Consider the following 22,686-nt stretch of genomic DNA (forward strand, 5'->3'; position numbering starts at 1 on the left):
GACGGCGGAACCCGGTGGGGCCGAACGCTCCACGGCTCCTACGACCGATAGGGGTTGTACGCGGGGTACGGCGTCGCCGGACCGTATGGGTACGGGTACGGCTGCCCGTACCCCGGGGACGCCGGGAACACTGGCGACACCGGGGACACCGGGGACACGGGGGAAACCGGGGGGTACCCATGGGTGGGCCAAGGCGGCACCGGGACCACCGGGGCCGTCGCCCGCGTCGCGTAGGCCAGGGCCGGTCGGGCGACCTCGCGGCGGCGCCACAGCTCGTCGAGCAACTCCCGTTCCCGTACGACGAAGTCGGCGCCCGCGCGGCCACGCCGCCCCCGGTGCCGCAGGAACGCCAGCGAGGTCGCGTACGCCTCGTACTCGGCGACGGAGCGGGCGGCGGCCTTGCCGAAGTGGTGGGCGGCGTACTCGCGGGCGAGGCGTCGCGCCCGCATCGAGCCGAGCGCGTACGGCTCGGGCACGGCCAGCCACCCGGCGGCGGCGTACGCGGGCAGTTCCGAGCGCACCGTGCGCAGCTCCCGCTGCCGTGTCCAGACGACCAGCCAGGTCAGCAGCCCGAACGCGGGCACCATGAACGCGGCGTACACGGCGAAGAACCCGTACTCGCCGAAGCTCGACGAGCTGTTCCAGACGGAGTGCATGCCCATGGCGAGCAGGAGTCCGGCGAGGGGCAGCAGCACGCGGCGCAGATGATGGCGCTCGGCGGACAGCGCCGCGATGCCGAAGCCGATGCCGGTCAGCACGGTGAACAGCGGGTGCGCGAAGGGTGACATCACGACGCGGACGAAGAAGGTCGCGGCGGTCACGGAGGCCAGCCCGCGTTCGCCGCTGAGCTGGTCGGTGCCGAAGGCGGTGCCGAGGTAGAGGATGTTCTCGGTGAACGCGAAGCCGGTGGCGGTGACCCCGGCTATGACGACGCCGTCGACGATCCCGGTGAAGTCCCGTCTGCGGAAGAGGAAGATCAGCAGCACGGCCGCGGCTTTCGCGGACTCCTCGACGATGGGCGCTATGACGGTCGCGCCGAGGGTGTCGGCGCTGGACGGGTCGGCGGTCGCGGTCGCTATCCATCTCGTCGCGAAGCTGTTGGCGACGATCGCTATGAGCGCCGCCGCGCAGGCGCCCCAGGCGAAGGCGAACAGCAGGTTCCGCCAGGGGCCGGGCTCCACCCGGTCCAGCCAGCGGAACGCGGCGACCAGGAGCGGCACGGGGAACACGGCGAGGCCCAGCCCGACCAGGAAGCCCTCGGTGCCGGTCTGTTCGCGCACCAGGGCCAGGATGACCAGCCCGGAGAGCGCGAGCAGCGTGATCAGCGCCCCGTACCGCACCCATCTGCGCTGCCACCAGTGCGCGTGCCGCAGCGCAGTGCCGGCGAGACCGCTGGGGTGCGTCGGATACGGGGGACAGGTGGCCACAGCATTGACCCTAACGAGGGAGGGGCGCTGCCCGCGACGGTGCCTGGGTCCGGTCCGCGGGGCTTCAGTCGCCGGCTGATTGCTGGTCGCGGTGCTGTACGCGCCGGAACAGCAGGTCGTTCACCACATGACCCTTGTCCAGTCCCTGGCCTTCGAAACGGGTCAGCGGCCGGAAGTCGGGACGTGGCGCGTAACCGCCGTCGGGCTGGGTGTTCTCGAAGTCCGGGTGCGCGCTCAGCACTTCGAGCATCTGCTCGGCGTACGGCTCCCAGTCGGTCGCGCAGTGCACGAGGGCGCCCGGCTTGAGGCGGGTCGCGGCGAGAGTCAGGAACTCCGGCTGGATCAGCCGCCGCTTGTGGTGCCGCTTCTTGGGCCAGGGGTCGGGGAAGTACACGCGCAGGCCGCTCAGCGAGTCCGGCGTCAGCATCTCCCTGAGCAGGATGATCGCGTCGCCGTTGGCGACGCGGATGTTGGACAGCCCGTTCTGGTCCGCCAGGTTGAGCAGGTTGCCCTGCCCCGGTGTGTGCACATCCACCGCGAGGATCCCGGTCTGCGGGTCCTCGGCCGCCATCTGCGCGGTGGCCTCGCCCATCCCGAACCCGATCTCGAGCACGACGGGACGGTCGGTCCCGAACAGCTCCGCCAGATCGATCCTCCGCTGCCCGTCGATGTCCAGCCCCCACTTGGGCCACAGCCGCTGCAACGCGTCCGCCTGCCCCGCCGTCACCCGACTCCGCCGCGGCTGAAAACTCCGAATCCGCCGCTCGAAGTGCGACCCGGCGGGATCGGCCCTCGGCCCATCGGGAAAACGGGGCTCACCCTTGGCGCGGGTATGACGCAGCGAGCCACCATCGGCGGGGCCGGGCTGGGTTTCTTCGGGGGAGTTAAGGGAGTCAGACACAGTGGGGTCGATTTTACGGGGCCGTCGGAGCGGCTGATTTCAGCCCGTCCGGCGTTTGAGGACGAGCGCGAAGCGCGATACGGGGGTCTGGGGGCGAAGCCTGGCGAAGCCCCCAGGTACGGGAAGGGTAGGGGCGGAGGGGGCGAAAACCTCCGAGTCCGGCACCAACGCCGGGCAACCAGTCACACCCCGGCCAGCGCAGCCAGCGCCCGCCGGGCGACCTCCCTCCCGATCGGGAGAGAAGCCGTGGCCGCGGGCGACGGCGCGTTCAGTACATGCACCGTCCGTGGCCCCTCCTTGATCAGGAAGTCGTCCACCAGCGTCCCGTCCCGCAGCACCGCCTGGGCCCGCACCCCGGCAGGGGCAGGCACCAGATCGTCCGGGGTCACCACGGGCAGCAGCCGCCGCACGGCGTCCGTGAACGCCGCCTTCGACACCGACCGCCGCAGCTCCCCCGCCCCGTACCGCCAGTGCCGCCGCGCTATCCGCCAGGAGCCGGGCCACACCAGGGTCGCGCCCAGCTCCCGGGGGCGGACGACCTTCCAGCCGTATCCCTCCCGGGCGAGCGCGGGCACCGCGTTGGGGCCGATGTGGACGCCGCCGTCGATGCCCCGGGTGAGATGCACCCCGAGGAACGGGAAGGCGGGGTCCGGCACCGGATAGACCAGCCCGTGCACCAGCTCGGGCCGCGCCAGCGAGTAGTACTCGCCCCGGAAGGGCACGATCCGCATCCCGGGATCGTCCCCCGCGAGCCGGGCGATCTCGTCGCAGTGCAGCCCCGCGCAGTTGACGAGCACGCGCGCGCGGAGGACCGCCCCGTCCGCCGTACGGACGGCGGCGCCGAGGCCGGGGCGCCGGTCGACGCGGACGACCTCCGCCCCGTACCGGATCTCCGCCCCGGAGGACTCCGCGAGCTGCCGGGCCACCGCGACGAAGTCGCAGATCCCCGTCGTGCCGACATGGATGGCGGCGAGGCCGCGCACCTCCGGCTCGTACTCCGTCATCTGGGCGGGGCCCAGCTCCCGCACCGGAATACCGTTCTCCCGGCCGCGCTGCACAAGGCCGTGCAGCCGGGGCAGCTCCGCCTTCTCCGTGGCGACGATCAGCTTGCCGGTGACCTCGTGCGCGATGCCGTACTCCGCGCAGAACTTGACCATCTCGGCGGCGCCCCGCACCGCGTACTGCGCCTTCAGGGAGCCCGGGCGGTAGTAGATCCCGCTGTGGATCACTCCGCTGTTGCGACCCGTCTGGTGGCGGGCGGGCCCCCGCTCCTTCTCCAGCACCGTCACCCGCGTGCCCGGCGCCGCGCGCGTGATCGCATACGCCGTCGACAGGCCGACGATCCCGCCGCCGATCACCAGCACATCGCAGTCGTACACGATCCGCACCTGCTCCACCTCCCGACTTCGATAGTGCACTGCGCCACTGACAATGCCCTCAAACCCGTATGGCGCCCGAAGGTCCGACAGGCCGCGCGTTCGGCCGCGCCGGGCACCTGGGGACGGCGCGAGCCGGTGTCCGGCAGGGGCACCGGGTCCGCGCCGGCACGGGCTCCCAGGGGCTGTCCGGCGGATCAAGCCTCCGCCGCCCCGGCGGCGGATCAAGCCGGGGCCGCAGGGGCGCGGCACGCACGGCTGCGGCGTTCCGTCGGTCTTCCCCGAGCTCCCGGCCGCGCTCGGGCAGGGGGGACCCACGACCTCGGTCACCCGCGCCCATGGGCATAGGCCGCCCTCGCTCAGAGCCGGCGGCGTGATCCGCGGGACAGGACCTAGGCCGGAGCCATCAGCAGCGGCCGTGCGCGCTCCCGCAGTTCCACCACGCGCGGTTCGTCGCCGTACGGCTCCAGCCGGTGCAGGAGGTCCTTCACGTACTCGGTGGTGCGCGCGGAGGAAATGCGCCCCGCGACCTCCACCGCCCGTACGCCCTGCTCGCACGCCGCGTCCAGGTTGCCCGACTCCAGCTCCGCGACCGCCGACACCACGAGCCGCAGCCCGTGCGAGCGTACGAATTCCTCCGTCGGCTTCGACAGCGCCTGCTCGGTGAAGCGGCGCACCTGGCGCGGCGCCTTCAGGTCGCGGTAGCACTCGGCCGCGTCGGCGGCCAAACGGTCGTAGGAGTAGAAGCCGAGCCAGGACGGGTCGTTGTCGCCGTCGCGGGCCCGCTCCAGCCAGCCCTCGGCGGCGCGCAGGGCGGCGCCGGCCGCCTGGGCGTCACCGGCGCGCGCGTGCGCGCGTGCCTCGACGAGACGGAAGAAGCTCATGGTGCGGGCCGTGGCCAGGCCCCGGTTGCGCTCCAGGGCGGCCTGGGCGAGATCGACGCCCTCGTCGCCGAAGCCGCGGTAGGTCGCCTGGAGGGACATGGAGGCGAGGACGTAGCCCCCCAGAGGCACGTCGGCGGCGGCTCGGGCGAGGCGCAGCGCCTGGATGTAGTAGCGCTGGGCGGCCTCCTGCTGGCCGGTGTCGAAGGCCATCCACCCGGCGAGGCGGGTGAGTTCGGCGCTGGCTCCGAAGAGGGCTCTGCCGACCTCGTCGGAGTACGAGCCGAGCAGCAGCGGCGCCGCCTCCACCCTTAAGCACTCGGGCACCATGGACGAACGCCAGTCGCCGCCCCCGTACTTGGAGTCCCAGCGCCTGGCGTCCTCGGCTGCCTCGCGGAGCTTCTGCACATCGCTGTGGCCGACTTTCAGCGGTGCTCCGGAGCCCTCACCGGGGCTCACCTCGCGGGCCACCGAGCTGTCGGCCGGGGTTATCAGCCACCGTGAAGCGGGAGTTGCGTAAGCGCTCACTGCGAACGACCCGGCCAGTGACTGCCAGATGCCGCCGCTGCCGGCCCGGCGCCCGGCGAGGTCGAGTCGGTACAGCTCCGTCGCCGACCGCACCGCCTGGCCGACGTCACGGGGGAAGGCGAGGCCCACCTCGGGTGCGGGATCCGCGTCCGCCAGACCGATCTCGTGGAGCGGCACCAGGCGGCCGAGCTTCTGGCCGATCGCGGCCGCGATGAGGTGCGGCGCCGCACCTTGGGGCACCATTCCCTTCGACACCCAGCGCGCCACCGACGTCTTGTCGTAGCGAAGAGTCAACCCGCGTTGAGCGCCAAGATCGTTGACGCGACGCGCGAGTCCTGCGTTGCTGATTCCCGCGAGGGCGAGAACGGCGCCGAGTTTTTCGTTCGGCCCGCGTTGCTCCCTGGACATGCGCCACCCCTCGACACAGACGGCTGCCGCGCTGGCATAACCACGCGGCATTCGTAAACCCAGCGTAGTTCGCCCAATCCCAAGCGTTAAGGGGCGTAGTTCCGGATGGCGGGATTGTGGTCCGTACGACAGTACGGACGGTTGCGACGTGCTCCCGCTGTGTGGCCGTGCGCCCGTCCGTGCGCTCTTCTCCGGCCATCGGGGGAGCGCTTCCATGGATCGTGCGTGGGTCGGCCCGCTGTACTGGATCCAGTGGGCTGGGGGACACCGCCGCCTCCATCCCCGCGGGCGGCGGACCGGTCCGGGAGGCGAACTCCGCCTCCCGGACTGTGTGTTGCCGAAGCGGTGGGCAAGGTCTGTACGGAGCGTGTGCGCGCCTGACCCTCCGCGGCTGATTTGGCCGAAAACCGACGGTGGCCCTTCGGGGCAATTAGCCCTCCTACCACGTCACTTGAGGGCGTGAAGGGGGTTTTGGGGGAGCGTATCGGGGGCGCATTCGCGTCGGCTCGGCGGGGGTTGTGCGGGGGGTGCGTGGCGTCCACGGGCCGCTCTTGAGCCACTCTCGGGCCATCCGTGAGCCGCCCGCGGGCCGCCCCGGCGCCGGTTGCGCGTCGGCCGCGCATAGGCCTCGTATCGGCGCGGACGCCCTCACGGGGGCGCACTTCAGGGAGCGCAAGCCGCCGCAGGCATCCTCCCGCACGCTTCCTTCGTGGCAGCATGGTGCCCAGTTCGTGCGGTGCACTGGTTGTCCACAGCCTGTGGAGGCGGCGATGCGATGGTTGGTGGGGTGGAGCAGTACCGCCGCCAGAGCGCCTGAGATCGGCTCGGCGGGCGCCACCGGAAGCGACGGCGATACCGTGCACCCGGTGGGTTCCCAACTCCTTTGGGGGGACCCCGATCCGCTCTGGGCCGTCGGCGACTGGCGCCCCGACGAGGTGCGCGTCGTGAAGGCCGACGCGCAGACCCGGATCGCCGTACTCGGCACCTGCGGGGCCTCCGACGAAGAGCTGCGCGTCGGGCTGTTCGCCGCGCGCGGCGGGGCACTTCGGCATCTCACCGCGTGGTCCGGCAGCTACACCGCCGTCGTCCAGGTCGGGCGACGCGTCACCGTCGCGGGTGATCTCGCGGGCGCGCGGCCCGTGTTCTACACCCCCTGGGCGGGCGGTACGGCGTACGCGACCGCCGCGCTCCCCCTCGCCGACCTCATCGAGGCGAACCTGGACTTCGGGCACCTGGCCGCACTGCTCGCCGCCCCCGACGTACCGGCCGCGGTGCACGACTCGACCCCGTACGACGGAGTGCGGCGCATCCCGCCGGGGCACGCGCTCATCCTGCGCGCCGGGGCGCGCGAGATCGCCGGGTACGAGCCGGTCGCCTCTCTCGCCGTCGCGGCGCCCTCCGCCGACCCCGCCAGCGCGGTGGACGCCGTGCGCGACGCCCTCGTAGAGGCCGTACGCACGCGTCTCGCCGCGCCCCGCCATGTGCCGGGCACCGATGTGGACCCCGGGCCCGTACCGGGGATGGGGCCCGCCGAGCGGCGCGCCGCGCGCGGGATGCCGGTGCCGGGCATCGGCGCCGACCTCTCCGGAGGACCCGCCTCGGGGACCCTCGCGCTGCTCGCGGCGGGGCTTCCGGGGGCGCCCGGGACTGTTCTGGGGCATGGCACCGGGGCCGGTGAGCGCCTTCTTGCCGTCACCTTCAACGACCTTGTCGTCAGCGGGCGGGAGTCCGAGCTGGAGCGGGCCGGATCGCTCGCGGCGAACCCCCGGCTGCACCATGTGGTCGTCGCCGGGGGCGAAGAGGCGCTCCCTTACGCCGACTTGGAGGGGCCGCTGACGGACGAGCCGGGCCCGTCGCTGGTGACGGCTGCCCGGCATCGCGCGCGGTTGTCCTCCGGGAGCGCGGACCACTTCACGGGGTACGGGGCCAGGCAGGTCCTGGACGCCCACCCGGCCCGCCTCGCGGATCTGCTGATGGACCGCAAGAGGCGCCATCTGGTGCGCCCCGTCGCCGCGTTGGCGAAGGCGGACGGTTCTGTCATGGTCCCCGCGCGCGTGTACGGCGCCGCTCGGAAGCTGGCCCGTACGCCCTACCGCACCGGTGTCGACGTCCTCGCCGACCGGCTGCTGCACCGGCGGTTCGAGGAACCGGGGGGTGCCGTGGGCGCGTCGCTCGCCGCGCTCGCCTGGGCCAGACCCGGGCCTGCCGCGCGCTGGCTGACCGGGGAGGCGCTGGCTGAAGTATCGGTTCGCCTGCAGGCGGCCTCGGGGCGGCCGAGCGTCGGTCCCGGACAGCGGCCGGGCGACTTCCGCGCGCGCGCCGCGCTCGCGCGTCACGCGGCGGACCTGCGCGTCCTGGAGCAGGCCGCCGAGATCCGCTTCCAGCGGCTGCACGCGCCGTTCCTCGACAACCAGGTCGTCCGCGCCTGCCGCGCCCTTCCGGAGGCGCTGCGGGTGCAGCCGGGGGCGCGGGCGGCGATTCTGCGTACGGTGCTGGAGGGGGCGGGGGTCGGTGAGCTGCCCCCCGGATGGGGTGCGCCTTCCCACGCGTCCTCGGCGGCGGCCGCGCGTACGGGGCTGCGGGTCGCCGCGGATTCACTGATCGCCCTCTTCGACACGCCGTTGCTCGCGCAGGCCGGGCTGGTGGAGGCGCGCGTCGTCCGCAAGGCGCTGCGCGCGGCCGCGGAGGGAGAGCCGCTGCCCTTGGACGGGCTGGCCGATCTGGTCTCCCTCGAGCTGTGGCTGCGGCGGTTGCTGGCCCGCCGGGGGACGTGCTGGACGGGGACGCCTGCCCGGCAGCGGGCTGTGCCTGCGGGGATTGTGCCGCAGGGGCGGGCGTTGGGGGCGGGGGCTGCCCGCCGGGGTTAGCAGGGGCGCCTGCGGGTCGGTGGCGGGGCGCCTGCGGGTCGGTGGTGGGGCGCCTGCCGTTCGGTGGTGGGTCGGGGCCGTGCCGGTACATCCGCCCGCATCCGAACGGATCGGCTGTGGGTGAGAAGGGTGCTCTCTTTTTTGGATCCGTTCGGCTGCGGGCATTTGATGTACCGGCACGGCCCCTTCCGTGCGTCGGCGGGTGCGGGTGCGTGGGGGATCTCGCCCCCGCCGCCCCTGCCGGTCCCATCCAGTCCGTGTCTGGGGCTTCGCCTCGGTCCGTGTCTGGGGCTCGGCCTCGGCCGGTGGAGGTTTCACCTCAGTCCGCACCTGGCGCTTCGCCCCCAACCCCCGGGCTTCGCCCCCACCCGCCCCGGGCCTTCGCCCCTTGCCCCCGCTCTTCGAACGGGCGTGAGTTTCCAGCCCGTCCGGCGTTTGAGGACGAGGCCGTTCAGGCCGATAGCGGGGGTCTGGGGGCGGCAGCCCCCGGTACGGGACGGGTAGGGGCGGAGGGGGCGAAAAAACCCACCCACCCGTACGCCCACGCCGGGTAAGGATGGAGACGGGCCCGCCGCCGGGCGAGGCTCGCCGGGGAAAGGCGGTGCCCCGCGCACCGGGGCCGGTGAGAATGGGTGGGTGCGGTACAGGATTCTGGGGGTCACCCAGGTGGAGGACGACCGGGGGACCCTGGTCCCCGTCGGGGGCCCCCGGGTACGCGCGCTGCTCGCAGCCCTGGCCCAGCGCCCCGACCGCACATCCACCCCGGACACCCTGATCGACGAGGTGTGGGCGGACGATCCCCCGCTCGACGCCCCCGCGGCACTGCAGGCCCTGGTCGCCCGCCTGCGCCGAGCCATCGGCAGGGACACGGTCACCTCAGAGGCGGGCGGCTACCGCCTGAGGGCCGGCCGTGAGGACGTGGACCTGTTCGTCTTCGAGCGCCTCGTGGCAGAGGGCAAGACAGCGCTCGAACGCGGTGACGCGGCCACCGCCACCACCCATCTGCGCGAGGCACTCGCCCTGTGGCGCGGCCCCGCCCTCGCGGACCTCCCCGACCGCACCGCCGCCACCCGCCCGGAGGCGCTACGTCTGGAGGCGACGCGAACCCGAGTCGAGGCGGACCTGCGACTCGGCCGCGCCTCCGACGTCGTACCGGAGCTGAAGGAGCTGACGGCGGCTCACCCGTACGACGAGGCGCTGCACGTTCTGCTCATACGCGCCCTGCGCGACGCGGGCCGCGGCGCCGACGCCCTGGCCGCGTACGGGGGAGTGCGCCACGCCCTGATGGAAGGGCTGGGTACGGACCCCGGTCCGGAACTGCGCGCATTGCATGCGGAGTTGCTCGACCCACAGCCCAGGACAGAGCCCAGGACAGAGTCCGGGTCCGGGGCCGGATTCGAGTCCGGGTGGCCGGTCGGGGGCGGGGTGCGGCCCTCGGTCGACGCGGGCGCGTGGGCCCCCATGCAGGGGGACTCCTCCCGCTCCGCACGGAACGGCAACATTCGTCCGCGTCTGAACTCGTTCGTGGGGAGGGAACCCGAACTCGCCGCCATCCGTTCGGATGTGCAGAGGGCACGCCTGGTCACCCTGACCGGACCAGGTGGTTCGGGAAAGACCCGCCTCGCCGAGGAAGCCGCCGCCGGGCTTCCGCAGGCGTGGCTGGTCGAGCTGGCCCCGCTCGACCGGCCGGAGGCGGTCCCGGGCGCGGTGGTCAGCGCCCTCGGTCTGCGCGAAACCGTGCTGATCACCAACGAGATGGCGGTACCGCAGGACGACCCGGTCGCCCTGCTCGTCGAGTACTGCGCCCCGCGCAGCCAGCTCCTGATCCTTGACAATTGCGAACATGTCATCGGTGCGGCAGCCGAGCTCGCCGAGACTCTCCTGACGCGCTGCCCGGGGCTCACGATCCTCGCCACCAGTCGTGAACCCCTTGGTGTACCCGGTGAGTTGGTGCGCCCGGTCGAGCCCCTGCTGCCCGATCCGGCGCACCGCCTCTTCATGGAGCGGGCGTCGGCCGTCCGTCCCGACGCCGACGTCGCGCTGCACGACGCGGCGGCCGTGGACGAGATCTGCCGACGCCTCGACGGCCTGCCCCTGGCCATCGAGCTGGCCGCCGCGCGCCTGCGGCTGCTCACCCCTCGTCAGATCGCCGACCGTCTCGACGACCGCTTCCGGCTGCTCACCTCCGGAAGCCGCACGGTGCTGCCCCGCCAGCAGACCCTGCGCGCCGTCGTCGACTGGTCCTGGGACCTGCTCGACGAGCGGGAGCGGACCGTACTGCGCGAAGCGTCCGTGTTCGCGGGCAGCTGGGACCTGGCGGCCGCGGAGGCCGTGTGCACCGGACCCGCGGCCGACCTCGTCGGCGCCCTCGTCGACAAGTCCCTGGTCGTCGCCACCCCGTACGACGGAAACGGCGGAGACGGCGGGGACAGCCGGGGCGACGGACACGGCGGCGGCAACAACAGCGTCGCCAGTGGCAGCAGCATGCGTTACCGCATGCTCGAGACCATCCACGAGTACGCCACCGAGCGCGCCGCCGAGGTTCCCGAGCTGCGGGCCGCGGCCGAGCGGCGCCACCGCGCGTGGGTGCGCGCGCTCATCGAGAAGGCCGAGCCGTTGCTCCGCTCCGCCGAGCAACTCCCATGGATCCGGCGCCTGGAGACCGAGCTCGACAACATCAGGGCGGCCCTGTACCGCGCGGTCGTGGCCGTCGACGAGGAGGAGGCGGGAGCCCTCGTCCTCGCGATGGGCTGGTTCTGGTGGCTGCGCAACTTCCGCCGCGAGGGCGCGGAATGGGCGGACCTCGTGCTGCGGCTGGGCGTGGCGCTCGACGCGACCGGTCGGCCCGGTGTCTCACCCGCGCTCGGGAGGAGCGTGTCTCGAGGTGCCGGCAGTGACGCCCTGCTTGCCGGGCTGGAGCCCTTCGATCCGATGGCTGCCTTCCTCGACGCCTCCGACCGGGAGGAGTCCCATCCGCTGCGCGCCATGCGGATGAGGCTGCGCATGCTCCACCTGTTCATGAAGATGGAGATCGACCCGCCGGACAGGCGCGGGGACGATCGGCTGCGGGAGTACATCCAGCGGGTGCGAGCCGTCTTCGAGAAGGGCGGCCCGGACGCGGCGCGCCTGCCGGGCATCATCTGGCCGATGGCCGCCTTCTTTCTGGGCGGCCCGGACGACATGCGGTCGGCCATGGACACGGCGGTCGCCAACTGCCGTATGTACGGCGGCGAATGGGAGATCGGCGTCACCCTGATGTTCCGTACGCACATGGTCGTCGACGCGCCGGGCGGTATGCACGGCGTGGACGAGGACCTGGCGGAGCTGCGGGTGCTCAGCCGCCGGGTGGGTGACCGCTGGATGCGGGCCCAGGTGTGCAGCGCGGCCGGTGAGGCGGCCATGGCGCGCGGCCTGTTCGACGAGGCGAAGGGTGAGTACGAGGAGGCGCTGCGGCTCGCCTTCGAGGTGGGGGCGTACACCGAGACGCCCTTCCTCATGGCGCGACTGGCCGAGATCGCCTACCGCGCGGGTGAGCGGTCCAGGGCGCTGGCCGCCATGGACGAGGCGAGCGCCGCGGCCGACCGGTACGGGGTGATGGACTCCCGCGCGTTCGTCCACCTGCTGCGTGCCCAGCTGGCCCTGGACGACGGCGAGGTCACCTTCGCGCGCGAACTGTGCGAGCAGGCGCGCGAGGCGATCTCCCAGGGCACCCCGCCCCCGCAGTTCATGGCGGCGTTGAACTGGATCGACGCGCTTGTCACGGCCGCCGAATTCGGTCCGGAGCGCGGTCTGCGGACGTTGCTCGACGCCCTGCGCGAGGCGGTGGCCGCACGGTGCGCCGATGTGGTGACGGCGGGCTTCGTCGACGTCGCCGCGCGCCTCCTCGCCGGGCTCGGCGACCATCTGCCCGCCACCCGGCTGCTCGCCGCCGGCACACGATGGCGCGGCGGCCATCCGCGTCCCGCACGCGAGCGCGCCGAGGCCGAGCGCACGGAGGCCACCGTGCGGGCGGCCCTCGGTCCCGCCCGCTACGAGTCCGAGCGTGCCACGGGGACGGGCTTCACCACGGACGACGCCCTGCGGGAACTGGCCGAGGCGCTGAAGGAGCACCCCGCCGAATAGCCATGCGTACGCGCGCTCACTGGCAACGCGTGCTCACTGGCACTGGAACTTCGACTCCGCCCAGTCCGCCAGCGCCACCGAGTCGAACGGTGTGTGGGGTTCGACGACAAGGCGGATCGTCTCGTGGCCGGTGAGGTTCACATGGACGGGGATCGCCTGGCCGCCGCCCTCGATCGGCGGCGACTGCCACATGCGGGACCCGTCGGCGTACACGGAGAAGCGCACCTTGCCGAGGCCCAGCGTCATGTCGTCGACGCCGACCATCGCGTCGTACGAGGAGCAGCTGCGGTTGAGGTCGATGGTGACGGAGGACTCGCCGTGCACGGTCACGCCGTGCGCGTACTGCGTGTTGGCGATCGGCACCCCGGAGCGCTGCCACACCCAGCTGCTCTCGCCGAGCCGCATCTCGGGTTTGGTGTGGTCGCCGTTGACGCCGTACTCCAGCTCGCTCCACTGGTAGACGACCGGCGCGGGCGGAGGCGTTGGGGTCGGGGTCGGCTTGGGTGTGGGCGTGGGCTTCGGGGACGGGGTCGGGGTCGGGGTGGGCGACGGCTTGGGCGTGGGCTTCGGCGTCGGAGTCGGGGTAGCCGTGGGAGTCGGCGCGGGGGCCACCACCAGGGGCTTCGACGCGGGCGCCTTCTTCGGCGTCGGTGTCGGCGTCGGCTGTGGCACTTCGACGGCGGGCGAGCCGACCGGTTTGGCCTCGGGCTTCTTGGCCGGGCTGTCGTTGCCGACCAGGGCGAGCGCCACCGCCGCCGCGGCCACCGCGACGACACCCGCCGTGATCCCGGCCTTGACCGGCGCGCCGAGCCCTTCCGAGGCCGCCGCGCCGCCACCCGCACTCGCCCCGCCGGAGCTGCCGCCCGCCGCGGCGGTCGCCCCCGCCGCTCCGGCCGCACCCGCTCCGGCGCCACCGGCGATGAGCGCGACGGCCTTCGCGTACCCGGCGGCACCGAACCAACCGATGACCGCGACCGGCACGACCGCGGGGATCCCGCTGGCGACTTCCTTGATCTGGCCCGCCGCCAGCCGGCACTTGGCGCACTCCTCCAGGTGCTTGCGCAGCCCGCGCTCGGCGCGCGTACGCAGGCCGCCGCGGGCGTAGGCGCCGAGCCGGTCGGCGTAGCGCGCGCACTCCTCGTCCATGGTGAGCGCGGCGCTCACATGTGCCTGGAGGTAGGCCTGCTTGAGGCCCTCGCGGGCGCGGCTGGCGAGGACGCGCGTCCCGTTGGCGTCCAGCCCGAAGAGTGTGGCGACCTCGCTCGGCGACTCGTCCTCGACCTCCGTGTGCCACAGCACGGCCTGCCAGCGCTCCGGCAGCGACCAGAAGGCCTGCATGGCCATGGACTGCTCGGCCTCGTGCATCGCGCGCACGTCCACGCCCAGGTCGAGGGTGTCGTCGTCGGAGACCTCGGTGCCGCGGGCGGCCTGCGCGGCGAACACCGCGAAGTCGTCGACCAGTTGCTCCCGCTTCGCCGACTTCGTCCAGTTCGCGGCGACGCGGCGGACGGTCGTCAGCAGGTACGCGCGTACGGCGTGCTCGGGGCCGCTGCCGCCGCGCACCGCCTGGAGCGTGCGGGCGAACACCTCGGCCGTGAGGTCGTCGGCGGTGTGCGCGTCCCGGCAGCAGGTGCGGGCGTAGCGGCGCACGGCCTGCGCGTGGCGCCGGTACAGCTCCTCGTACGCCGTGTCGTCGCCCGCGCGCATCCGCTCGATCAGATCGGCGTCGGACGGCGGCAGATCGACGGGGGGCGGCAGGGCGCCGCCCTCACGCCGGTCGAACCGGTCGCGCTGCGCCGGAACGCTGTGGTCGGGGCCGCCGCCGGAAGGCGAAGCTCCTGAGGCGCCCCCCGAGATGCCTCCCGATGTGCCCGCCGGAGTACTCCCGGACGGCCCGCCCTGGCTCGGCACCTGAGGCGACGGCAGCCCGCCGGTTTCCGCGCCACCGTCACCGAGTGACTCGTCCCGCCCGTCAACGCTCATCGCGGAAAGCCCCCGCCTGCACACTCGGACCCGAATACCCGGGAAAGAGTGCCACATGGGCCCGCCGCAAGCCCCTGCTGTCCGTACCAACCACTCGTCCGAGGGGACTTCCCACTCAGGAGCACTAGCGTTCACCCGTTCGGGGAAGGCTCAAGCGAGGTTCCCTGTGCGGGAGTTGAGGAAATGACGGAAATGGCGGTATGCGATCGTCGGCATCCCGCACGCGGGTGGCGCAGCACCCACGCTCAGGCGGTCCCGCGCACCCTTATGCCGGACGCGAGCGCAGCCCCTCCAGCAGGATGTCGAGGAGCCGGGCCGAGGCCGCGGCCTGCTGGGCGGCGTCCGGCAGCGAGGGTGCGGCCGTGGCTATCACCAGCAGCACGTCCGCCACGGTGACGTCCGCCCGCAGCTCGCCCGCCGCGCGCGCCCGCTCCACCAGCCGGCCCACCACTTCGAGCAGCGTGGCCGCACCGGCGTCGTCGGCCACCGCGGTCAGGGCCTCCTCTTCCGGCGCCGGCCGCTGCTCGACGAGCCGCAGCTCGGGTGCGAGTTGGGACCGCTGCTGCGGCACCCGCGCCTCGTCCGCCTCGGCCCCGTCCTCCGCGACGCCGACCCGCAGCACCTGCGGCGGCAGCAGCCGCCCGGCGCCCGAGGCCACCGACGTGCGCAGGAAGCGCGAGAGCGCCGACCACGGCTCGTCCTCCTGACCGAGCGCCGCGCGCGCCTGGTCCGTCAGCCGGGAGGTCTCCTCCTCGGCTATCCGGCGCACCAGGACGTCCTTGCTCGGGAAGCGCCGGTACACCGTGCCGACACCGACCCGGGCGCGCCGCGCCACGTCCTCCATCGGCGCGCCGTACCCCAGCTCGCCGAAGACCTCGCGCGCCGCGCGCAGTACGTGCTCCAGATTGCGCTGTGCGTCCACGCGCAGCGGCGTCGTACGTGATCCGTCCCCCGGACCGCGTCCGTTGCCGCTCGCTGCCGCGCCGACCGTGCCACCGGATGCGATGGCAGACGCGGAAGACCAACGAGAATCCTGAATGTGCATAAGCGTTCCCCCGGTAATGACGTCTCCCCCCGGAGACTCTCCCCGCCATTGGCAGCCGGGGCGTGCGGAACGAGCGTGGGTCACGAGCCCGCCCGTCGCGGACTCGTCGAGCCCATCCCCCTACACCCCGTCGACACACGAACATAGTTGAGAGGGGGTCAATTCAGAAGGGGCAGGTTCCGCACGGAGCGCCCCCCGATCGGAGTACGGGCCGGTTACGTCCCGATTGAGCCCCCTCCGCCCACCCTGCCCACCCCTACTGACCTGCACATCTTCCCCGCACTCCGGCAAATCGGCCAACCCTGCACGTTGTCGGCGGCCGGTCACACAAATTGTCGGGCCTGTGGACAAACTCGAGAGCTGGGTGCGTCATGGGATGGTGAAGGAACGTACGCGCATTCTCATGGTCGGCGGCGGCTACGTCGGGATGTACACAGCTCTGCGCCTGCAGCGGAAGCTGAAGCCGGAACTGCAGCGGGGTGACGTCGAGATCACCGTCGTCTCTCCCGACCCGTACATGACCTATCAGCCATTCCTTCCAGAGGCCGCCGCGGGCTCGATCTCGCCGCGTCACGTCGTCGTCCCGCTGCGCCGGGTCCTCGACCAGTGCCGGATCGTCATCGGCGAGGCCCAGTCGATCGACCACGCCAAGCGCACCGCGACGCTCACCACGCTCGCCACCGCGGAGGAGGGCGCGGGCGCGGTGCAGATCACGTACGACGAACTCGTCCTCGCCCCCGGCTCGGTCTCGCGCGCCCTCCCGATCCCCGGTCTCGCCGACTACGCCATCGGCTTCAAGACGGTCGAGGAGGCCATCGGCCTGCGCAACCACGTCATCGAGCAGATGGACATCGCCTCCTCCACCCGCGACCCCGCGATCCGCGACGCGGCCCTGACCTTCGTCTTCGTAGGAGGCGGTTACGCGGGTGTGGAGGCGCTCGGCGAGCTGGAGGACATGGCCCGCTATGCCGCGCGCTACTACCACAACGTCCAGCCCGAGGACATGAAGTGGATCCTCGTCGAGGCCACGAACCGCATCCTCCCCGAGGTCGGCGAGGAGATGGGCAAGTACACGGTCACCCAGCTGCGCCGCCGCAACATCGACGTACGCCTGGAGACCCGCCTCGACTCCTGCGCGGACCGGGTCGCCGTCCTCAGCGACGGCGCCCGCTTCCCCACCCGTACGGTCGTATGGACGGCCGGTGTGAAGCCGCACCCGATCCTCGCCGCCACCGACCTGCCGCTCAACGAGCGCGGCCGTCTCAAGTGCACCCCCGAGCTGGCCGTCGACGGCGTCACGCACGCGTGGGCCGCGGGAGACGCCGCCGCCGTCCCCGACGTCACCGCCGAAGAGCCCGGCAAGGAGACCGCTCCCAACGCCCAGCACGCCGTCCGCCAGGCCAAGGTTCTCGGCGACAACATCGCGCACTCGCTGCGCGGCGAGCCGCTCGAAACGTACTCCCACAAGTACGTCGGTTCGGTCGCGTCCCTGGGGCTGCACAAGGGTGTCGCACACGTCTACGGGCGCAAGCTGAAGGGCTATCCTGCCTGGTTCATGCACCGTGTCTACCACCTGAGCAGGGTGCCGACCTTCAACCGCAAGGCCCGTGTACTGGCCGAATGGACCCTGGCGGGGCTCTTCAAGAGGGAGATCGTGTCTCTCGGTTCGCTCGAACACCCCCGTGCGGAGTTCGAACTCGCGGCCGGTGGAAAGCCTCCTCTCGACCCGAAGCTCGACCCGAAGGGGTCGTCCTGACCGGACTCAGGAACTCCACCGGTCAGGCCGGCGTCTGACGGATGTCGGTCCGGTCGGCCAGACTGGTCCACGACCTTGGGCGGGCGGACCGCTCGCCCTTCTAACCACGAGGCTTTCCCCACTGTGAACTTCACGCGCTGGAGCGCCCGGCTCCCCGGAACGCAGCGCCGCGCCGCAGCGCGGACCGAGCACACCGTCACCCCGGACCTGCGAGGGGAAGGCTCCGTGCCGGCGGCCCGCGCCGAGCAGCTGACCGACGACGCGCCGCCCGTGCCCGCCGTCGACGAGCTGCCGGTGCGCCAGGTCCTCGACCGCGTCCCCGCGCTCGTCGCCCTCGTGCACGGCCCCGAGCACCGCGTCGCGTACGTCAACGACGCCTATGCGGCGGCCTTCGGTGCCCGACCGGTCGGCGAGCCCGCGCGCGAGACGCTGCCCGAGCTGGAGGAGCTCGGCCTGCTCCCGCTCCTCGACCAGGTCCTGCGCAGCGCCAAGCCCCGTACGGTCAAGTCCCGCAAGGCACCCGGCGGCCGTTCGTACACCTTCACCTGCACACCGGTCGACACCTCCCCGGAGGCCCAGGACGGTGGCGTACTGATCTTCGCCACCGACGTCACCGACCACGCCGAGGCCGCCGAACGGCTGCGCGCCAGCGAGCGCCGCCAGCGCGAAACCGCCGTCACCCTCCAGCGCTCCCTGCTCCCCCAGGAGCTGGAAGAGCCCGACGACCTGCGCATCGCGGCCACCTACCAGCCCGGCGGCACCGAGGCCGCGGTCGGCGGCGACTGGTACGACGTGATCACCCTCGGCGGCGGCCGCACGGCGCTGGTCATCGGCGACGTCATGGGCCGCGGGGTCCGCGCGGCGGCGGTTATGGGCCAGCTGCGCACCGCCGTACGCGCGTACGCCCGCCTCGACCTCCCCCCGCACGAGGTGCTGCAACTCCTCGACGGCCTCGCCACGGAGATCGACGCCAACCAGATCGCCACCTGCGTGTACGCCGTCCACGACCCGAACGAGGGCCGGCTGGTGTACGCCTCGGCGGGCCACCTGCCCATCCTGGTCCGTGACGAGAGCGGCACCGTCCACCGCGCCGACGAGCCCACCGGGCCGCCGCTCGGCACCGGCGGCTGGCTGCACGCCTCCGGCTCGGTCCCGCTCGGCCCCGGCTCCACGGCCGTCCTCTACACCGACGGCCTGGTGGAGCGCCGCAACGAGGACCTGGACGAGGGAATCGCCGCCCTGGAGCGCGCCCTCGCCGGCGCCACCGGCACCCCCCAGGTGATCTGCGACCGCCTGGTCCGCTCGGCGGGCGTCACCGCCGACCACGACGACGACGTGGCGGTCCTGGTCCTCCAACACCCCGCCCGTACGGGCCCGGACGGCGACCTCTTCCGCAACGCCGCCCTGGAGCTGCTCGGCGGCGTGGAGGCAGCCCCACGCGCGCGTGCCTTCGCCTCCGGCGTCCTGACGAGCTGGCGCTTCCCGCCCGACCTCCACGACCTCGGCGTCCTCGCCGCCAGCGAGCTCGTCGCCAACTCCCTCCAGCACGGCACCCCGCCCATGCGCCTCCGCCTCCGGCGCACCGACCGCCGCCTGATCATCGAGGTCACCGACGGCGACGACCACCTCCCGCGCCGCCGCCGCGCCGAGCCCGCCGACGAGGCCGGGCGGGGCATCGCCATCGTCGCCACGATTGCCTCCGGCTGGGGGTCGCGGCGTACCCCTGGCGGGGGGAAGGCGGTGTGGTGCGAGTTCGCTTTGCCGCGGGGGGAGGGCTAAGAGTCTTTAGCCCGTCCGGCGTTTGAGGACGAGGCCGTTGGGCCGATACGGGGGTCTGGGGGCGGAGCCCCCAGGTACGGGACGGGTAGGGGCGGCGGGGGCGAAAGACAACCCCACCCACACCCCCGCGCGCCACCTAGCCCCCCACCCCACCCGGTGCTAGTAGCTCACCTATGGCAGACGAAACGGGCTTTCAGCTCAAAGGAAGTGCACCGGAGCGCTACGAGCAGTACGCCGCGCCGTTCATGGCGCCCTTCGTGGAGGCGGTCCTGGACGCCGTGGACCTGTTCCCCGGCGCCACGGTCCTCGACCTGGCCTGCGGCACCGGCTTCGCGGCCCGCGCGGCAGCCGCCCGCGTCGGCCCCGCAGGCCGCGTCTCGGCCGCAGACATCAACGAGGGCATGCTCCGGGTGGCCGCGGAGCGCGCGCCCCGCATGTATCCGGACATCGAGTTCACGGCCGCCCCCGCGGAGAAACTCCCCTACCAGGACGCCACCTTCGACGCGGTCGTCTGCCAGCAGGGAGTCCAGTTCTTCCCCGACCTGGACGCGGCCTTCGCGGAGACGGCCCGGGTAACCCGCCCAGGAGGCCGATTCGCGGCCACCGCCTGGGCCGCCAGGGAACTGATCCCGTACTTCGTGGCCCAGTACGAGGCCGTCAAGGAGTACGGCGGCCCGGACGTCGCCGCGGCATACGAGGGCGCCTTCTCCGGCACCGCCGAACGCCTCACCACCGCCCTCCGCACCACCGGCTTCCACGACGTCACCGTCCGGGAGGTCAGCTTCGGCATCGCCATCCCGCCCCTCGCCGACTACGCCCCGGGCCAGCTCTCGTCGACGTCCTGGGGACAGGCGGTCGCCGACAGGGCAGGCCACGACGCCCTCGTACGGGCAGGCGCCGCGGTCCACGCCCACCTCGCGGACCGCACCGCCCCGGACGGCAGCGCGACCCTCCCGTTCACGGCCAACCTGGTGACAGGGGTCCGCTGAAACGCGCTACGAAACGGGCGACGGCCGTACGCCACGAGAAGAAACGTGGTGGCGGCCGTCGTACGACGGCCGTACGCCAGGACGTCAGGCGCTCGCCGGCACCGGCTCCGGCTCCGCAGGCGTCCCGCCCTTTGCGACCACCCGGCTCTTCGCCAGCCACGGCTGATTCTGTACGGGGGTGAGCTGCCGCCCCAGCCGCACGGCCAGGAACGTGATGCCGAGCGAGAAGAGAAGGAACGTCACGACGTACGGGCCGTGCAGCGACGCCCCCATCGGACCGCCCACCGCGGGACCGACCGCCAGCGCGAGCTGCTTCACCAGGGCGAAGGCCGAGTTGTACTGGCCTGCCATGCCCGACGGAGCCAGGTCGGCGACCAGCGGCGCGACCGTCGGAGACAGCATCGCCTCGCCGAGCCCGAAGAGCGCGTACGTCGAGACGAACGCGGCGGTCGCCATGGTCTGGCTGCCGTGCCCGAGGCCCGCGTACCCGGCCGCGAGCCACGCGACGGCCCAGATGAGCCCGACCGCGGCGATCACCCGGGACCGCTTCCGGCGCTCGACGAACTTCAGCACCGCGAACTGCGCGACCACGATCATCGCCGTGTTCGCCGCCATCGCCGTACCGAGCGCGGAGGTGGAGATCCCGGCCGCCTCGACGCCGTACGCGGAGAGCCCCGACTCGAACTGGCCGTAGCAGGCGAAGAACAGCACGAAGCCCAGCACGGACAGCTGCACCATGGCCCGGTTGCCGAGCAGCTGCTTCCAGCTGCCGCCCCTGGCCTGCGGGGCACCCCCGACCTTGGGCGCGTGCGGCATCCGCACCGTCGACATGATCACGACGAGGAGCAGGAACATCGCCGCCTCGATCGCGAACAGCAGGGTGAACGAGCTCGCCCGGGTCGTGTCGACGATGTGGCCGCCGATCAGGCCGCCCACACCGAGCCCCAGGTTCTGCAGGAAGAACTGCGTCGCGAAGGCGCGCGACCGCGTCTCCGCCGTGGAGCAGTCCACGATCATCGTCGCGAGCGACGGCTGCATCACGGCCTGCCCGGCACCGAGCGCGGCCGCCGACAGCAGGACGGTCGTCGCATTGCTCGCGAGCCCGAGGCTCAGCGCTCCGACGGAGGCGGTGGCCAGGGCGGTGAGCAGGACCGGCAGCGGGCCGCGCCGGACGATGGCCCGCCCGGCGAACGGCAGCACGACAAGAGCGGCCACGGCGAAGACGGCGAGCACGATGCCCGCCGTCATGGAGCCGAGTCCCCGCACCTGCGCCACATAGACGTAGAGGAAGGGGACCGTAAAGCCGAGCCCGAACGCGCTGAGTGCGTTGCCCACATGGATCCGGCGCATCGCTGCGCCCATCGCCCTGGTCACTTTCACCTGCCTTGGTCGTGAAGCCTCCAGGGCACGGGGATGCGCGGTGCGGATGCGCTATGCAAGGGTGCAGGCCTGAAGACTTCAAAGCTAAAGTTAGAAGTTGAACTGTACACCTCGAAGGACTTCAACGCCAAGCGGTGCCGTGCGATACTGCGGACATGGGCGACAACCCCGGCGCCAGTGAGCCGACACTCGAAGAACAGATCGCCGCCTACCAGCGCGAGTTCCAGGACCTCGACCCCCAGGTCGAGAAGATCGTTTCGGCCCTCGGCCGCCTCAACCGCCGTATGAACGTCGCCTACGGCCGCCAGACCGCCACCCTCGGCATCAGCAACGCCGAGTGGGAGGTCCTCAAGGCCCTCGTTCTCTCCGGCGCCCCGTACCGCATGGGCCCGAGCGAGCTCGCCAAACGGCTGGGTCTCACTCCGGCCGCGATGACCCACCGCATCGACCGCATGGTCGCCGAGGGGCTGGTCACCCGGGAGCGCGACGAATCGAATCGGGTGCGCGTCATCGTGGAGCTGACCGACGAGGGCAGGGAGAAGTGGCTGGAGGCGATGCGCCTCGCCTCGGGCTTCGAGGAGGACCTCCTCCAGGACCTCTCCGCGGACGAGCGTGGGGTCCTCGGTGAAGTCCTGACCCGTCTGCTCCGCCGCGTGGAGGACGCCCAGCCGGACGCGGGCGGCCGGCTCAGCGACCTCGATTAAAGATCTTGACAGGGATGGTTGACATCCCCCTACGCGATCCGTAAGGTTCTTCGAGTTGCCACGGAGCCGGAACGGTTCTGCGGCAGCACCTCCGCCGCAGATGCGGCACCCAAACCACCAGCACGATCGCCCAACCGGGTCGAATTCGGCGTGCCCGAATTCAATTCGATTTGGACTCGGCAGCCCGATTAGGAACTGCCGAGAGGATCCGCTAAAGTTTGGGACGTCGGAACGGCCCAACAGCCGTGAAGACAAGCCCCACTGACTGGGAATCAGGCCCGAAAGGATCTGATAGAGTCGGAACCGCCGGAAAGGGAAACGCGAAAGCGGAAACCTGGAAGGCACCGAGGAAGTCGGACACGAAAGAGTCTGATAGAGTCGGAAACGCAAGAACGAAGCAAAACAAAGCAAGACCGAAGGGAAGCGCCCGGAGGAAAGCCCGAGAGGGTGAGTACAAAGGAAGCGTCCGTTCCTTGAGAACTCAACAGCGTGCCAAAAATCAACGCCAGATATGTTGATACCCCGTCTCCGGCCGATCGG

13 protein-coding genes are annotated in these 22,686 nt (G+C 72.3%); 6 read left to right on the forward strand and 7 right to left on the reverse strand.

What is annotated here, in order from left to right:
* Positions 1 to 38: 38 nt before the first annotated feature.
* The 4 genes from ACZ4WS_RS15125 to ACZ4WS_RS15140 form a co-directional block, all read right to left on the reverse strand.
* On the reverse strand, positions 39 to 1,427 hold the full coding sequence (locus ACZ4WS_RS15125) for a PrsW family intramembrane metalloprotease (protein WP_467980502.1): 1,389 nt from the start codon (positions 1,425 to 1,427) through the stop codon (positions 39 to 41).
* A 64-nt stretch (positions 1,428 to 1,491) separates the two neighbouring features.
* A complete protein-coding gene (gene trmB / locus ACZ4WS_RS15130) occupies positions 1,492 to 2,328 on the reverse strand; it encodes a tRNA (guanosine(46)-N7)-methyltransferase TrmB (RefSeq protein ID WP_467980504.1) in 837 nt (278 codons plus the stop codon).
* A gap of 182 nt (positions 2,329 to 2,510) precedes the next feature.
* Positions 2,511 to 3,746: an L-2-hydroxyglutarate oxidase gene (gene lhgO / locus ACZ4WS_RS15135; RefSeq protein WP_467980505.1), complete on the reverse strand. Its 1,236-nt coding sequence runs from the start codon at positions 3,744 to 3,746 to the stop codon at positions 2,511 to 2,513.
* Positions 3,747 to 4,096: 350 nt separating this feature from the next.
* The gene (locus ACZ4WS_RS15140) at positions 4,097 to 5,521 is read right to left on the reverse strand and encodes an MFS transporter (protein ID WP_467980507.1); all 1,425 of its coding nucleotides are present in this window, start codon (positions 5,519 to 5,521) and stop codon (positions 4,097 to 4,099) included.
* Between the two features lie 770 nt (positions 5,522 to 6,291).
* Here ACZ4WS_RS15140 and ACZ4WS_RS15145 point away from each other — a divergent pair.
* Together ACZ4WS_RS15145 and ACZ4WS_RS15150 are read left to right on the forward strand one after the other, a co-directional pair.
* A complete protein-coding gene (locus tag ACZ4WS_RS15145) occupies positions 6,292 to 8,388 on the forward strand; it encodes an asparagine synthase-related protein (protein ID WP_467980509.1) in 2,097 nt (698 codons plus the stop codon).
* A gap of 636 nt (positions 8,389 to 9,024) precedes the next feature.
* Positions 9,025 to 12,510 (forward strand): AfsR/SARP family transcriptional regulator, encoded by a 3,486-nt coding sequence (locus tag ACZ4WS_RS15150; RefSeq protein WP_467980510.1) that lies wholly within the window; start codon positions 9,025 to 9,027, stop codon positions 12,508 to 12,510.
* Between the two features lie 33 nt (positions 12,511 to 12,543).
* Here the strand turns inward: ACZ4WS_RS15150 and ACZ4WS_RS15155 are convergent, their stop codons facing one another.
* Both ACZ4WS_RS15155 and ACZ4WS_RS15160 read right to left on the reverse strand, forming a co-directional pair.
* Positions 12,544 to 14,493 carry a sigma-70 family RNA polymerase sigma factor gene (locus ACZ4WS_RS15155; protein ID WP_467980511.1) on the reverse strand — a complete coding sequence of 650 codons (1,950 nt, stop codon included), beginning with the start codon at positions 14,491 to 14,493 and terminating at the stop codon, positions 12,544 to 12,546.
* 265 nt (positions 14,494 to 14,758) lie between these two features.
* A complete protein-coding gene (locus tag ACZ4WS_RS15160; RefSeq protein ID WP_467980513.1) occupies positions 14,759 to 15,538 on the reverse strand; it encodes a TetR/AcrR family transcriptional regulator in 780 nt (259 codons plus the stop codon).
* 376 nt (positions 15,539 to 15,914) lie between these two features.
* Between ACZ4WS_RS15160 and ACZ4WS_RS15165 the strand changes: the two genes are divergently transcribed.
* The 3 genes from ACZ4WS_RS15165 to ACZ4WS_RS15175 all read left to right on the forward strand — a co-directional run bounded on the left by ACZ4WS_RS15165 (position 15,915) and on the right by ACZ4WS_RS15175 (position 20,062).
* Positions 15,915 to 17,294, forward strand: a complete 1,380-nt coding sequence (locus ACZ4WS_RS15165) for an NAD(P)/FAD-dependent oxidoreductase (RefSeq protein ID WP_467980550.1) — start codon at positions 15,915 to 15,917, stop codon at positions 17,292 to 17,294.
* Between the two features lie 123 nt (positions 17,295 to 17,417).
* A complete protein-coding gene (locus ACZ4WS_RS15170) occupies positions 17,418 to 19,073 on the forward strand; it encodes an ATP-binding SpoIIE family protein phosphatase (RefSeq protein ID WP_467980515.1) in 1,656 nt (551 codons plus the stop codon).
* A gap of 173 nt (positions 19,074 to 19,246) precedes the next feature.
* A complete protein-coding gene (locus ACZ4WS_RS15175; protein ID WP_467980517.1) occupies positions 19,247 to 20,062 on the forward strand; it encodes a class I SAM-dependent methyltransferase in 816 nt (271 codons plus the stop codon).
* Between the two features lie 84 nt (positions 20,063 to 20,146).
* Here the strand turns inward: ACZ4WS_RS15175 and ACZ4WS_RS15180 are convergent, their stop codons facing one another.
* Positions 20,147 to 21,424: an MFS transporter gene (locus ACZ4WS_RS15180; protein WP_467980551.1), complete on the reverse strand. Its 1,278-nt coding sequence runs from the start codon at positions 21,422 to 21,424 to the stop codon at positions 20,147 to 20,149.
* Positions 21,425 to 21,597: 173 nt separating this feature from the next.
* On the opposite strand from ACZ4WS_RS15180, the gene ACZ4WS_RS15185 reads away from it, so the two are divergent.
* Positions 21,598 to 22,146: a MarR family winged helix-turn-helix transcriptional regulator gene (locus ACZ4WS_RS15185; protein ID WP_467980518.1), complete on the forward strand. Its 549-nt coding sequence runs from the start codon at positions 21,598 to 21,600 to the stop codon at positions 22,144 to 22,146.
* Positions 22,147 to 22,686: the final 540 nt, after the last annotated feature.

It is taken from the genome of Streptomyces sp. NPDC029292 (assembly GCF_055569295.1).

Coding starts and splice junctions, on each gene's coding strand:
- ACZ4WS_RS15140 (WP_467980507.1), bottom strand. CDS start 5,521: ATGTCCAGGGAGCAACGCGGGCCGAACGAAAAACTCGGCGCCGTTCTC.
- ACZ4WS_RS15145 (WP_467980509.1), top strand. CDS start 6,292: ATGCGATGGTTGGTGGGGTGGAGCAGTACCGCCGCCAGAGCGCCTGAG.
- ACZ4WS_RS15155 (WP_467980511.1), bottom strand. CDS start 14,493: ATGAGCGTTGACGGGCGGGACGAGTCACTCGGTGACGGTGGCGCGGAA.
- ACZ4WS_RS15160 (WP_467980513.1), bottom strand. CDS start 15,538: ATGCACATTCAGGATTCTCGTTGGTCTTCCGCGTCTGCCATCGCATCC.
- ACZ4WS_RS15165 (WP_467980550.1), top strand. CDS start 15,915: ATGGTGAAGGAACGTACGCGCATTCTCATGGTCGGCGGCGGCTACGTC.
- ACZ4WS_RS15175 (WP_467980517.1), top strand. CDS start 19,247: ATGGCAGACGAAACGGGCTTTCAGCTCAAAGGAAGTGCACCGGAGCGC.
- ACZ4WS_RS15180 (WP_467980551.1), bottom strand. CDS start 21,424: ATGGGCGCAGCGATGCGCCGGATCCATGTGGGCAACGCACTCAGCGCG.
- ACZ4WS_RS15185 (WP_467980518.1), top strand. CDS start 21,598: ATGGGCGACAACCCCGGCGCCAGTGAGCCGACACTCGAAGAACAGATC.